This window comes from Kitasatospora sp. NPDC048194, assembly GCF_043202455.1.
Classification (GTDB): Bacteria; Actinomycetota; Actinomycetes; order Streptomycetales; family Streptomycetaceae; genus Kitasatospora.
In genome coordinates this window covers 26,034-39,257 of record NZ_JBIDAK010000008.1, presented here as the reverse complement: position 1 = coordinate 39,257, position 13,224 = coordinate 26,034, and the positions used below count along the sequence as shown (strand labels likewise).

10 protein-coding genes are annotated in these 13,224 nt (G+C 76.0%); 8 read left to right on the top strand and 2 right to left on the bottom strand.

What is annotated here, in order from left to right:
- Positions 1-205 precede the first annotated feature (205 nt).
- The 3 genes from ACGF07_RS12700 (at position 206) to ACGF07_RS12690 (ending at position 3,559) form a co-directional block, all read left to right on the top strand.
- Positions 206-1,570 (top strand): cytochrome P450, encoded by a 1,365-nt coding sequence (locus ACGF07_RS12700; protein ID WP_392897844.1) that lies wholly within the window; start codon positions 206-208, stop codon positions 1,568-1,570.
- Between the two features lie 235 nt (positions 1,571-1,805).
- Positions 1,806-2,402 (top strand): RNA polymerase sigma factor, encoded by a 597-nt coding sequence (locus ACGF07_RS12695; RefSeq protein ID WP_392897842.1) that lies wholly within the window; start codon positions 1,806-1,808, stop codon positions 2,400-2,402.
- A 185-nt stretch (positions 2,403-2,587) separates the two neighbouring features.
- Positions 2,588-3,559 (top strand): hypothetical protein, encoded by a 972-nt coding sequence (locus ACGF07_RS12690; RefSeq protein WP_350736480.1) that lies wholly within the window; start codon positions 2,588-2,590, stop codon positions 3,557-3,559.
- A 117-nt stretch (positions 3,560-3,676) separates the two neighbouring features.
- On the opposite strand, the gene ACGF07_RS12685 is transcribed toward ACGF07_RS12690, so the two are convergent.
- Positions 3,677-5,149 carry a cation:dicarboxylate symporter family transporter gene (locus ACGF07_RS12685; protein ID WP_392897840.1) on the bottom strand — a complete coding sequence of 491 codons (1,473 nt, stop codon included), beginning with the start codon at positions 5,147-5,149 and terminating at the stop codon, positions 3,677-3,679.
- 163 nt (positions 5,150-5,312) lie between these two features.
- On the opposite strand from ACGF07_RS12685, the gene ACGF07_RS12680 reads away from it, so the two are divergent.
- From ACGF07_RS12680 to ACGF07_RS12665, 4 genes are all read left to right on the top strand, one after another.
- On the top strand, positions 5,313-7,055 hold the full coding sequence (locus ACGF07_RS12680; protein WP_392897838.1) for an ATP-binding protein: 1,743 nt from the start codon (positions 5,313-5,315) through the stop codon (positions 7,053-7,055).
- A complete protein-coding gene (locus ACGF07_RS12675; protein ID WP_392897835.1) occupies positions 7,052-7,774 on the top strand; it encodes a response regulator in 723 nt (240 codons plus the stop codon). The genes ACGF07_RS12680 and ACGF07_RS12675 overlap by 4 nt, the downstream gene beginning before the upstream one ends.
- Before the next feature lie 218 nt (positions 7,775-7,992).
- A complete protein-coding gene (locus ACGF07_RS12670) occupies positions 7,993-9,441 on the top strand; it encodes a diaminobutyrate--2-oxoglutarate transaminase family protein (RefSeq protein WP_392897833.1) in 1,449 nt (482 codons plus the stop codon).
- A complete protein-coding gene (locus tag ACGF07_RS12665; protein ID WP_392897830.1) occupies positions 9,438-10,952 on the top strand; it encodes a pyridoxal phosphate-dependent decarboxylase family protein in 1,515 nt (504 codons plus the stop codon). The genes ACGF07_RS12670 and ACGF07_RS12665 overlap by 4 nt, the downstream gene beginning before the upstream one ends.
- A gap of 140 nt (positions 10,953-11,092) precedes the next feature.
- Here the strand turns inward: ACGF07_RS12665 and ACGF07_RS12660 are convergent, their stop codons facing one another.
- A complete protein-coding gene (locus ACGF07_RS12660; RefSeq protein ID WP_350736551.1) occupies positions 11,093-11,890 on the bottom strand; it encodes an inositol monophosphatase in 798 nt (265 codons plus the stop codon).
- Between the two features lie 321 nt (positions 11,891-12,211).
- On the opposite strand from ACGF07_RS12660, the gene ACGF07_RS12655 reads away from it, so the two are divergent.
- The gene (locus tag ACGF07_RS12655; protein WP_392897828.1) at positions 12,212-13,150 is read left to right on the top strand and encodes an alpha/beta fold hydrolase; all 939 of its coding nucleotides are present in this window, start codon (positions 12,212-12,214) and stop codon (positions 13,148-13,150) included.
- The last annotated feature ends 74 nt before the right edge of the window (positions 13,151-13,224 follow it).

Sequence of the window (13,224 nt, the reverse complement as noted above, 5' to 3'; positions counted from 1 at the left end):
GCGGCCCCGGGGCCCCCCGGTTTGGGGGGGGGGGGGGGGGGGCCGGTGGGGGGGGGGGGGGGGGCCCCCCGCGCCCCGCGCCGGGGGGGGGGGGGGGGGGGGGGGGGGGGGGGGGCCCCCCCCCCCCTCCCGTCTCCTCGCCGCGCTTCCGCGACTGAATACCCGTCAGTAAGGTTGAGGGGTCGCCAGCCCAGAAGGAGTGCCGATGACCACCGCAGCCGCCATACCCGGACCGGCCGGGAACCCGCTGGTCGGATCGCTCTTCGACCTCACCCGCCGTCCGCTGCGCACCTACCTCGCGGCCCGTCGCGACCACGGCGACGTGGTGCGCTTCCAGGCCGGCCCGCCCGGTCTGCGCGCCGAGTTCTACGGCGTGTTCTCACCCGACGGCGCCCACCAGGTGCTCGGCGGCGAGGCGGCCAACTTCCGCAAGGAGCACGACTTCTACGACGAGCTGCGGATCAGCGTCGGCAACGGGCTGCTGACCAGCCAGGACGGCGAGTACCAGCGCCAGCGCCGGTTGATCCAACCGCTGTTCACCCGGCGCCGGGTCGACGGCTACGCCGACGCGCTCGCGGAGGAGGCGCAGGCGCTCACCGAGCGGTGGCGGGCCGTGCCGGGCGGGGTGGTGGACGCGGCGGAGGAGATGTCGCGGTTCGCGCTGCGCGCGGTGGCGCGGATCCTCTTCGGCGCCGACGTGGAGGAGGCGGTGGAGGTCGTGAACCGCAGCTTCCCGGTGCTCGGCGAGTACGTGAAGGACCGCGGCTTCGCGCCCGTCCGGCTGCCGCGCGGCTGGCCGACGCCCGGCAACCGGCGCGGCGCCGAGGCGCAGCGGGCGCTGTACGGGATCTGCGACCGGATCATCGCCGAGCGGGCCGCGCGCGGGGGCGGCGACGAGGACGCGGACGACCTGCTGACGCTGCTCGGGCGGGCCCGCGGCGAGGGCGGGGAGCGGCTGGATCCGTCCGAACTCCGGGACCAGGTACTGGTGTTCCTGCTCGCCGGGCACGAGACGACCGCCACGTCGCTGGCCTTCGCGCTGCACCTGCTGGCCAAGCACCCGGAGCAGCGCAAGCTCGCGCAGGAGGAGGCGCGGACCGTCCTCGCCGGGCGGGCGCCGACGGCGGCGGACCTGGAGCGGCTGCCGTACGTGACCCGGGTGCTGAAGGAGGCGATGCGGCTCTTCCCGGCGGCGGCACTGGTCGGGCGGCGGGCGGTGGAGGAGACGGTCATCGACGGGTACGTCATCCCGGCGGGGGCCCAGGTCATGGTCGCGCCGCTGGTCACCCACCGGCACCCGGACCACTGGGAGGAGCCGGAGCGCTTCGACCCCGACCGCTTCCTGCCGGAGGAGGAGAAGGCGCGGCACCGGTACGCCTGGTTCCCCTTCGGCGGAGGGCCGCGGGCGTGCATCGGGCAGCACTTCTCGATGCTGGAGGCGGTGCTGGCGCTCGGGGTGCTGCTGCGGGACTTCGAGGTGGAGGTGGTGGACCGGCGGGTGGCGCTCACCATGGGCATCACCCTGCGGGCGGCGAGTCCGATGCGGGTGCGGGTGACGGCGGTCGGCTGACGGCGGTGCGCCGACGCCGGCCCCTCGGCCGGGGGCCCGTCGGAAGGACGCCCCCGGCCGGCGCCGACGGGCGAGGCGAACTCCCGTCCCCGGCTTGGCCAGTGACCAATTGTGCATGAATGACTGCGAAGAGTGAGACGGCGAACTAGGATGTGATCCGTGTCACAACCGCTTCGGTTGGGCCGGGACCGGCTCCGACCGGGCGTTCGGAGTGCCGATTTCCGGGGAGAGCGGCATGGCGGATCACAGCGGACGGTGCCCGGCGGGGCACGGCGACGAGTTCGGGTCGGCTCCCGCCGAACGCCAGTACGCGGAGGACTTCAACCGAGTCTTCACCGACCTCCTGCCGCGGCTCCACCACGCGGCCGCGACGCTCACCGGCAGCCCGCTCGCGGCCGGCGACGTCGTCCATGACGCCTATCTGCGGATCGCCCGCCGCCCGGAGCGGTTCCTCGGCCATCCCCAGCCCTACGCGTACGTGTTCACCACGATGACCAACATCCTGCGCGACCAGTGGCGTCGCGAGCGCCGCCGGGTGCCGCTGCCGGAGGTGCCCGAGCAGGCCGAGCCGGCGGAGGCCGGCCGCTCCGCGCCGGATCCGCAGTCCGGCGGGCTGGCCGAGCTCCAGGCGCGGTGGGAGGTGGTCCGGCTGCTCGGCTTCCTGACCGCCAAGCAGGCCAGGGCGGTGGTGCTGGTGGACCTCGACGGCTACTCCGTCGACGAGGCCGCCGACCTCCTCGGCCTGCACCGCAGCACGCTGGCCGTGACCCGCCGCCGCGCCCACCGCCGGCTGCGCGCCGTCCTGGAGCAGGAGCGCCGGCCCGGTTCCTGAGCGCCGGCGCGGTTCCTGAGCGTCGGCCCGGTGCCTGAGCGCCGGGCGGACGGCGTCCGGACGGAACCAGGACCGGGCGCCGGCCGCGCCACCCGAGGAAGCATCCGACCCGTCCCTGACGTCCCGACGCACCGAACTGACGGCAAGTCGGCCGATGCGCCACCCCGGCCCGTACGCTGAAAATCGTGATCACGGACGACGACCACCGCCTGCGCGCCCTGGCCGAGGACGGCCGCTGGCCCGAGCTGCTCGCCGCCTACCGGCAGGGCCGGGCGGCGGCCGTCGCGCAGGCCGGGGAGCGGGCCGCCGCGGCCCTGACCGCGCCGCTCGGCCACCTGATCGCCTACGCGGCGCCGCCCGAACTGGCCGTCCGGTTGTTCGACGCGGACGGCGGTGAGGGGACGGCCGCGGGCGTGGCCGACCACGACGCCGGTCCGATCTGGGAGGTGCTGGCGACCCGGCACTCCTGGCTGCGGCTGTCCCCGCTGCTCGGCCCGGCCCCGGTGCGCCGCCTGGTCGCGCACACCCGGGTGCTGCTCGGCGAGGACCTGTCGTACGGGGCCGAGCCCGATCCGGAGGGCGTGCCGCTGCGGCTGGAGCCGTGGGAGGCGGCGGGCTGGGACGAGGCCTCCCGGGTGCGCGAGTACCTGCCGGGCGGGGGCGCGCGCAGCGCGGTCCTGACGCTGCCCTCCAGCCGGGAGGGGTTGGGCGAGGTCGAGCTGCCGGGGCCGGGCCCGGGCGCCCGGCTCGGCGGCCAGCGGGTCACCCGGGCGCTGGCCGAGCTGTCCGCGCTGGCGCCCTGGGCGGAGGTGGTCTGCGTACGCGGCCAGGCCCCGTCGGCGGCCGCGGTGCTGGCCCGGGGGCGGCGGGTGGTCGGCGGGTACCTGCCGTTCGCGCTCGCGTACCCGGCCCTGGTGCAGGCCGCCGCGGTGGGCCGCACCCAGGGCGGCGCGCACGGGCGCCTGGGGCTGTGGCGGGCCCTGGGCGCGATGGCCGGCTCGGACGGCCCGGACCGGGCGGAGGTGAACGCCCTGGTCGCGCGGATGCGCTGCTTCACCTGGCAGGAGCCGGCGGCCGGGCTGCGCCACCTGCACCTCGCGCTGGAGGATCCGGCGAGCGGGGTGGCCTGGGCGGTCAGCGGCTCGCAGGACTTCTGAGGCTCCCCGCCCGGTGGCGGACCACCGTGGGAATCCCCCGTGGGAAATCCCCGGCCCGGCGCCGTTTCCGGGGTTGGTGCGGCGCCGGGCCGGGGAAGCGGGGTGGGGCCGGGCCGCTCAGGCGCCGGTGGACGCGGTGGACGCGGTGGATGCGGCCGGCGCCGGGGCCGCCACGGGAGCCGCCTCCGGGGAGGGCGCGCCGCTGCCCGGGGTGTCGGGGGCGGGCTGGCCGTCGGGTGCGGGGTCGGCGTCGGGGGCGGGGTGGGCGTCGTGCGCGTCGACCAGGGTCCGTTCGTCGAAGGGCAGTTCGCCGCCCAGCACCCGGCGGGCGCGCTCGGTGTCCAGCTCCCCGGTCCACTGCCCGATCAGCACGGTGGCGACGGCGTTGCCCGCGAAGTTGGTGAGCGCACGCGCCTCGGACATGAAGCGGTCGATGCCGACGATCAGGCCGACGCCGTCGACCAGCGCCGGCTTGTGCGACTGCAGCCCGCCCGCGAGGGTGGCCAGCCCGGCGCCGGTGACCCCGGCCGCGCCCTTGCTGGCGATCACCATGAACACGAGCAGCGACACCTGCTCGCCGATCGACATCGGCTTGTCCATCGCCTCGGAGATGAAGATCGAGGCCATGGTGAGGTAGATCGCGGTGCCGTCCAGGTTGAAGCTGTAGCCGGTCGGCACGGTGATGCCGACGACGGGGCGGCTGACGCCCAGGTGCTCCATCTTGGCGATCAGGCGGGGGAGCGCGCTCTCCGAGGAGGAGGTCGAGAGGATCAGCAGGAATTCCCGGCCGAGGTACTTGAGCAGTGCGAACACGTTGATCCCGGCGACCAGGCGCAGCAGCGCGCCGAGCACCACGACGACGAAGAGCGCGCAGGTGACGTAGAAGCCCACCATGATCACGGCGAGGCTCTTCAGGGCGGCCGTGCCGGTGGCACCGACCACCGCCGCCATGGCGCCGAAGGCGCCGATCGGCGCGACCCACATGATCATCGACATGATGCGGAAGACCAGCCGCTGCAGGTGCTCGATCCCGCGCAGGACCGGGGCGCCGACCGGGCCCATCGCCTGCAGCGCGAAGCCGGCCAGCAGCGCGACCAGCAGGGTCTGCAGCACCTTGCCCTGGGTGAGGGCGGAGAACAGGGTGTCGGGGATCATCCCGAGCAGGAAGTCGGTCGTCGACTGGGCGCCGCCGGCGGCCGCCTGGGCGTGGCCGGACTTGGCGAGCGCGGCGGTCAGGTGCAGGCCGCCGCCGGGCTCCAGCAGGTTGCCGACCGCCATGCCGATGGCCAGCGCCACGGTGGACATGGTGAGGAAGTAGCCGACGGCCAGTCCGCCGACCTTGCCGACCTGTGCCGCCTTGGTGACCGAGCCGATGCCCAGCACGATCGTGCAGAAGATCACGGGGCTGATCATCATCTTGATCAGGTTCACGAACCCGGTGCCGACCGGCTTCAGCTCGACGGCGAAACCGGGGGCGGCCAGTCCGACCACCACGCCCGCGACCACGGCGGCGATCACGGCGAGGTAGAGGTAGTGGGTCCGGTCCTGGCGTCTGGGTCCCCCCGCCGTTGCGGCTCCAGCGATCGACATCTGCGGCTCCTTCGCCCTGCAGTCCTGGCGGCCCCGGGTGGTGGGCCGCTCCGACTATGGGCGCGGGCGTGACGCGGGTCACGTTTGCGTTCATAGAGTTCACGGCGGGTGGCGGTGCCACGACCCCTGGGAGCCCCGGAGGGCGTGGTGCACACTGGCAGGCATGTCCGTGCCCGCCGCCTCCACCCGCCCTCGCCGCCGGTGGCCGCTCCCGCCACCCCTGCCGCGGCTGCCGCGCCGGCTGGTCCGCAGTCTGGCCGGGCAGCTGTTCGTCGTCCAGGTGGTCATCGTGGCCGCCGTGGTCGCGGGCGGCGCGGTGCTCGCGTACCTGTTCACCGCCGAACGCACCGAGGACGCGGCCCGCCGCGAGGTCACCTCGGTCGCCCATGCCGTCGCCGACTCGCCGTCCGTCCGGTCCGCCGTGGCCGGGCCCGACCCGACCGGGCTGCTCCAGCCGTACGTCGAGCGGGTGCGCCAGGACACCGGGGTCTCCTTCATCACCGTCATGGACACCGACGGGGTGCGCTGGACCCACCCGCTGCCCGAGCAGATCGGCAAGCGCTACCTCGGGCACATCGACTGGGCGCTCGCCGGGCAGACCCGCAGCGAGACCTACACCGGCACGCTCGGCCCGTCGGTGCGGGTGGTCACCCCGGTCTGGGACGACCGGCACCGGGTGGTCGCGCTGGTCAGCGTCGGGCTGACCCTGGAGTCGATCTCCGCACAGTTGAGCGGTCCGCTGCTGGCCCTGGTGGGTGTCGCGCTGGCCGCCCTGGCGCTCGGCGGGGCGGGCACCTACCTCGCCAACTCCCGGTACCTCGCCAACTCCCGGCTGCGGCGGCACACCCACGGCATGGGGCCGGACGAGCTCAGCCACCTCTACGAGTACCACCAGGCCACCCTGCACTCCGTGCGGGAGGGGCTGATCCTGCTCGACCGCTCGAACCGGGTGGTGCTGTGCAACGACGCCGCCCGCGAACTGCTCGGCCTGCCGGACGGCCTGGACGGGCGGCCGGTCGCGGAACTGGGCCTGCCCGAGGCCCTGGTGGCGGCCGTGCTCGGCGAGGCGCCGGTGCGGGACGAGGTGCACCTGACCGCCGAGCGGGTCGTGGTGCTCAACACCTCCACCATCGGCACCGGCCTCGGCCGGGTGGTGACCCTCCGCGATCACACCGAACTCCAGTCGCTGAGCGGCGAGTTGGACTCCGTCCGGGGATTCACCGAAGCCCTCGGGGCGCAGGCGCACGAGGCCGCCAACCGGCTGCACGCCGTGGTCTCGCTGATCGAACTCGGCCGCCACGAACAGGCGGTGGAGTTCGCGACCGCCGAACTCGAACTCGCCCAGCAGCTCACCGACCGGGTGGTCGCGGCGGTCAGCGAGCCGGTGCTGGCCGCGCTGCTGCTCGGCAAGGCCGCGCAAGCGGCCGAGCGCGGCGTGGAGTTGACCCTCACCGAGGACAGCCGGATCGACGACGGCGTGCTGCCGCCCGGCCTCCCCGCCCGGGACCTGGTCACCGTGCTGGGCAACCTGATCGACAACGCGGTGGACGCCGCGATCGCCGGAGCCGGGCAGAGCCCCGTCCCGCCGGAGGTCACCGTCACCGCGCGGATCGACGGCGAGGACCCGTCGTCCGCCTGCCTGCTGCTGCGGGTCGCCGACACCGGGGCCGGCATCGACCCCTCCGCCGTCCGGGACGTGTTCCGGCGCGGCTGGAGCACCAAGCAGGACGGCCGCGGACATGGCCTCGGGCTGGCGCTGGTCGCCCAGGCGGCCCGGCGCAACGGCGGCACCGTCGAGGTTGGACGGGAGCGCGGCGCGGTGCTCACCGTACGGCTGCCGCTGGCCGGCCGGGCCCGGGAAGGGAAGGCCGGCCGCGCCCGGGAACCGGAAGGGGCCCCGGCGTGACGGCGGCCGACGGCGCCCGGGCGGGGATCTCCGTCCTGGTCGTCGAGGACGACCCGGTCGCCGCCGCCGCGCACACCCTCTACGTCGAGCGCGAGCCCGGCTTCCACGTCGCCGGGACGGTGCACAGCTGCGCCGACGCCCTGCGCTTCCTGGAGCGGGCGCGCGCCGCGGGCACGTCCGTCGACCTCACCCTGCTCGACCTCTACCTGCCGGACGGTCACGGCCTGCAGCTGTGCCGCAAGCTGCGCGCGGCCGGACACGGCACCGACGTCATCGCCGTCACCTCGGCCCGCGACCTCGCCATGGTCCGGCAGGCCGTGTCGGCAGGGGTCGTCCAGTACCTGCTGAAACCGTTCAGCGCGGCCGCGCTGCACGACCGGCTGGAGCGGTACGCCCGCTACCGGGACAGCCTGGGCCGGGCCGGGGAGGCGACCGGGCAGGAGGAGGTCGACCAGGCGTTCGCGCTGCTGCGCACGCCCGAGCGCAGCACCCTGCCCAAGGGGCTGAGCGCGCCCACGCTGGACACCGTCGCCTCCGTGCTGCGCGAGGCCGCGACCGGGCTGTCGGCGGCGGCCGCGGGGGCGGCCGCCGGGGTCTCCCGGATCACCGCGCGGCGCTACCTGGAGCACCTGGTGGACACCGGGCGGGCGGTGCGGGAGCCGCAGTACGGGAGCGTCGGGCGGCCGGAGCTCTGCTACCGCTGGACAGGGCGGGCCTGACCGTACGGGACGGGTGGGCGGGGCCCGAGCGCGTCGGCGCCGAGCAGTCCTGGCGCGGGGCGTGACCTCGCGGCGCTCGGCTCGTTGACCGGGTCGGGGTGGTGTCGCCGGTGCCGAGGTGAGGTTCACCCTCTCGGGTGGATCTGGGGGCCCACCGGCGTTCCGCCAGGTCAAGGCCGGTAAGGTCAGGCTTACCTAACTTCTTCTGGGGGTTCGCCTTGTCGCTCGCCGCCGTACCCGCCCAGGACGCCTGCGGGGCCGCCACCGGGGCACCGCCCGCCGGTGAGGCCATCCTGCGCCGCCAGCGCGTCCGCGAGTCCGCCGCCCGGACGTACGCCCGCTCCTTCCCGATCGTCCCGGTGCGCGCCAACGGCATGACCGTCGAGGGCGCCGACGGGCGGCGCTACCTCGACTGCCTCTCCGGCGCCGGCACCCTCGCCCTCGGCCACAACCACCCCGTGGTGCTGGAGGCGATCCGCCGGACCCTCGACAGCGGCGCCCCGCTGCACCTGCTCGACCTCGCCACCGCCGAGAAGGACGACTTCACCAGCGCGCTGTTCGAGAGCCTGCCCGCGGAGTTCGCCGCCCGCGCCCGGGTGCACTTCTGCGGACCGGCCGGGACGGACGCCGTCGAGGCCGCGCTCAAACTGATGCAGACCGCCACCGGCCGCGCCGGCGCGCTCGCCTTCACCGGCGCCTACCACGGGATGACCGCCGGGGCCCTCGCCCTGACCGGCAACGTCGCCGTCAAGGAGCCGCTGCCCGGCGGCGGCGAGGTCGTCCGGCTGCCCTACCCGTACGGCTACCGCTGCCCGTTCGGCGTCGGCGGGCAGGCGGGCACCGACCTCGCCGCGACGTACGTGGAAAGGCTGCTGGACGACCCCTCGGGCGGGGTGGTGCCGCCCGCCGCGATGATCCTGGAGGCCGTCCAGGGGGAGGGCGGAGTCGTGCCCGCGCCCGACGGCTGGCTGCGCGAGATGCGCCGGATCACCGCCGAACGCGGCATCCCGCTGATCGTGGACGAGGTGCAGACCGGCGTCGGGCGCACCGGCGCGATGTGGGCGGTGGAGCACAGCGGCGTCGTTCCGGACGCCATGGTGCTGTCCAAGGCCATCGGGGGCAGTCTGCCGCTCGCCGTCGTCGTCTACCGGGAGGACTACGACGGCTGGCGGCCGGGCGCCCACACCGGCACCTTTCGCGGCAACACCCTCGCGATGGCCGCCGGGGCCGCCACACTGCGTCACGTCGCCTCGCACGGGCTGGCCGAGCGGGCCGGGGTGGTCGGCGCCCGGATGGCAGCCCGGCTGCGGGAGCTCTCCGCCGAACTGCCGGTGATCGGCGACGTGCGGGGGCGCGGACTGATGCTCGGCGTCGAACTCGTCGACGCCGCCGCCGAGGCCGACGCCTGCGGGGCCCGCCCGGCGGACCCGGCGCTCGCCGTGCGGGTGCGGGAGGCGTGCCTGGCGCGCGGCCTGATCGTCGAACTCGGTGGACGGCACGACGCGGTGCTGCGGCTGCTGCCGCCGCTCACCATCACCGACGAGCAGGTGGCCGCGGTGCTCGACCGGCTGGCCGACGCCATCGCGGCGGCCTCGGCGCCCTCGGCGGTGGCGGTGGGCGCGGCTCCCGGGGCGGCCACGGGGGCGGCCGCGCGAGGGCGGGCGTGACCGCCCCGTCCGGCCCCGCGGCCGAACCGCCGGGCGGGCCCGCTCCGCTGGACGCGCTCGCGGGCGGGGCCGGCGGGCCCGCGGCACTCCGACCGCTGCTGGCCGCCGTCCTCGACGCGCTCGACACCGGCACCACGCGGCGCGCCGGCCCGCTGCCCGCCGGAAGCCCCGCCGAGATCGCCGCCCTGGTCACCGACGCGCTGGCCGCCGCCGGTGGACGCGACGCGCTGGCCCGGCTCACCGAACTGCTCGCCCACGGCGCCGCCGACCCGGCCGACCCCGCCTGCGCGGCCCACCTGCACTGCCCCCCGCTCGCGGTGGCCGCCGCCGCCGACCTCGCGGTCAGCGCGCTCAACCCCTCGCAGGACTCCTGGGACCAGGCCCCCGCCGCGACGGCCCTGGAAACCGCGCTGCTCGCCGAACTCGCCGCGCTGGTCGGCTACGACCCGGCGCGCGCCGCGGGCGTGCTCACCTCCGGCGGCACCGAGTCCAACCTGATGGGGCTCATGCTGGCCCGGGACCAGAAGCTCGACGGCATCGTCGAGTTGGACGGGATCCCGGCCGGAGTCCGGCCGTGCATCCTGGCCTCCGAGGTCGCCCACTTCTCCGTCCAGCGCTCCGCCGCCCTGCTCGGACTCGGCGAACGGGCCGTGGTCGCCGTCCCCGTCGACCGCGGACTGCGGATGCTGCCCGACGAGTTGGAACGCGCCCTCGCCGAGGCCAGTTGGGCCGGCCGCACCCCGATCGCCGTCGTCGCCACCGCCGGTACGACCGACACCGGCGCGATCGACCCGCTGGACACCGCCGCCGAACTGGCCGGCCGCTACGGCGCCTGGCTGCACGTCGACGCCGCGTACGGGGGCGGGGCGCTGCTCTCCGACCGGCTGGCCCCGCTGCTCGACGGCATCGCCCGCGCCGACTCCGTCTCCCTCGACTGGCACAAGCTCGGCTGGCAGCCGGCCGCCGCCGGGGTCTTCCTGGTCCGGCGGGCGGAGACGTACGTCTCGCTCGCCCGGCGCGCCGAGTACCTCAACCCGGTGGACGACGAGCGGGCCGGCTACCCCAGCCTGCTGGGCCGCTCGCTGCGCACCACCCGCCGGGCCGACGCCTTCAAGCTGGCCGTCACGCTGCGCACCCTCGGACGCGACGGGCTCGGCCGGCTGGTCGACGCCTGCCACGAACTGGCGCTGGCCGCCGCCTCGGCCGTCCGTGCCGAACCCGCGCTCGAACTGCACGCCGAGCCGGTGCTGACCGCCCTGCTGTTCCGCTACCGGCCACCCGGGCTCACGGACGAGGCCGCCGTCGACGAGCTGAACGGGCGGCTGCGCCGGCTGCTGCTGCGCACCGGGCGGGCGGTGGTCGGGCGCACCGAACTACCGGGGGAGGGGCCCGGGCGGGTACGCCTGAAGCTCACGCTGCTCAATCCCCACACCACGGTGGAGGAGGTGGGGGCGCTGCTGCGGGAGGTGGTCGGCGCGGGGCACGAGGTCGCCGGGGAGCGGGCGGGGTAGCTCGCGGGCGGCGGCCCTGTGGTGGCGCGGCCCTGCGGCGGCCTGCGGAGGCCTGCGGAGGCCTGCGGTGGTGCGGCTCCCGAGTGGTGGCGTTCGGGCGGGGCGAGGCGCTCGAGGGGTGGGGCGCTCGAGGGGCGCCGTCAGGTGCCCAGCAGGATGTCGCGGCTGATCTCCCAGGTGTGGGGGTCGGCGGCGACCAGCAGTCCGTCCTCGCAGCCGGGGGCCTCGGGGCGGTAGGGGCTGCCGTCCAGGCGGGCCGCGACCCCGCCGGCCTCGGAGAGCAGCAGCGAGCCGGGGGCGTGGTCCCAGGGGAGGGTGCGCCAGTAGAGGATGAAGTCGAACCGGCCCTCGGCCACGTCCGGGTACTCGATCCCGGCGGCGCTGCGGCCGGGGCCGATCTCGCCGAAGGCCGAGGAGTTCGCTTCCAGGTGGCGGCGCCGGCCGGGGTCGAGGAAGCGGCTCTTCAGGACGCCGGTCAGCTCGGCCGGGTCGGCCGGTGCCGGTCTGCGGGTGAGGCGCTCCCCGTCGCGCCAGGCGCCGGCGCCGAGTTCGGCGCGGTAGCCGGTGCCGGCGGCGGGTTGCCAGATCCACGCGGCGACCGTCCGGCCGGAGCGGACCAGGGAGCACATCACCGCGTAGTCGGGCCGGCCGGCCACGAAGTTGGAGGTGCCGTCCACCGGGTCGACCAGCCAGACCGCCGGCTCGTCGTGGATGGCGCGGGCGAGGGCGGGATCGGCGGCGACGGCCTCCTCGCCGACCACGGGGACGGGGAGCAGCTCGCTCAGCCGGCGGGCGATGATCGCCTCGGCCTCGCGGTCGGCGATCGTGACGACCTCGCCGGGCGCCTTCTCCATCACGTCGCCGGCGGCCAGCGCGCGGAAGCGTGGTTCCACCGCCTCGGCCGAAGCCTCGGCGAGGATCTCCGCCACCTTGTCCATCAGCACGTTCGTGCTCCCTTCGCTGCCTACCACTGTCGCACGAGTGGGCGAAGGGGGGTGCGGCGGACGGGGGAGCGACCGACGGCCGGCGGATGACGGATGACGGATGACGGATGACGGATGACGGGTGACAGCTTTCACCATCTGTCATCCGTAGCCGCCATCGGTTGTTCGTCGCCCGGCCGACCGCCGTTCTCCGCTCGCCGGCCGGGGCGGCCGGCCCGGGGGCCACCCGGGTGTCCGGCGGCCGGTGATCGCTGGCAGCCACCGGGTGGAATCAGGTAGAAGGGAGACGCCGACGGATCCAGGGGGGAACCGAACATGTCGACGGTGCGGGAAGCGCAGAACAGTCCCGGGGGCCTGCGGGGCGTCCAGGAAGCCATCGTCCGGGCCTTCGCCGAACGAACCCCGGTCGAGTTGCGGCCGGGCGAACTCGACCGCGGCGGACGGGCCTTGCGCTGGGTGGAGGCCGGCGCGGGCGACGGTCCGCCGGTGGTGCTGATCGCCGGGTGCGGCGAGTCCTCGCTCAGCTGGGCCCCGGTGCTGCCGGTCCTGGCGGAGCGCGCCCGGGTCGTGGCGTACGACCGGGCCGGGCTCGGTGCCAGCGAACCCGGCCGCGTCCCGCCGGCGGCCCTGGCGCCCCCGACCCTGGACCAGCAGGTCGGGGACCTGGCCGCACTGGTACGGCACCTGGACGCCGGACCGGCCGTGCTGGTCGGGCACAGCTGGGGCGGCCAGCTGGCCCAACTCCTGGCCTGGCGCAGCCCGGAGCTGGTGGCAGGCCTGGTGCTGGTGGACCCGGCCCACGAGGAGTTCAGGCCGCAGAGCGTCAGCGCCGCCGAGGCGGTGCTCACCCGGCTCCACCTGCTCCGGACGGCCCTGGCGCCCGCCGGGGAGCAGCACCGCGGTGACGCGCTCGGCCTGGCCGAGGCGGCCGTCCTCGCCCGCCCGCACCAGCGGCGCACCGTGCTCGCGGAGAACCGGCTGACCGCCCTCGCCGTCCCCGAACTGCGCCGACGGCGCGCCGCCGGGCGGCTGCCCGACGTGCCCGTCGCCGTGCTGAGCGCGAGCGACGGACTGCCCCGGGCGCTGCGCTCCCGCTGGACGGCCCTGCAGTCCCGGATCGCGGCGAGCACCGCCCGCGGCACCCACAGCGTGGTGCGCGGCGCCGGGCACGCCATCCACGTGGACCGGCCGCGCGCCGTGATCGCGGCCGTCCTGGAGGTGTCCGACCACGCCCGGTACGTCCGGAAGGACTGACCGGCGGCGCCGATCCTCCTGCCGCCAGGGGCTGCTGGGCCCGGGGCACGCTCTGGCACACTGTGTGCCGACGA

Coding starts and splice junctions, on each gene's coding strand:
- ACGF07_RS12700 (WP_392897844.1), top strand. CDS start 206: ATGACCACCGCAGCCGCCATACCCGGACCGGCCGGGAACCCGCTGGTC.
- ACGF07_RS12695 (WP_392897842.1), top strand. CDS start 1,806: ATGGCGGATCACAGCGGACGGTGCCCGGCGGGGCACGGCGACGAGTTC.
- ACGF07_RS12685 (WP_392897840.1), bottom strand. CDS start 5,149: ATGTCGATCGCTGGAGCCGCAACGGCGGGGGGACCCAGACGCCAGGAC.
- ACGF07_RS12680 (WP_392897838.1), top strand. CDS start 5,313: ATGTCCGTGCCCGCCGCCTCCACCCGCCCTCGCCGCCGGTGGCCGCTC.
- ACGF07_RS12660 (WP_350736551.1), bottom strand. CDS start 11,890: ATGGACAAGGTGGCGGAGATCCTCGCCGAGGCTTCGGCCGAGGCGGTG.
- ACGF07_RS12655 (WP_392897828.1), top strand. CDS start 12,212: ATGTCGACGGTGCGGGAAGCGCAGAACAGTCCCGGGGGCCTGCGGGGC.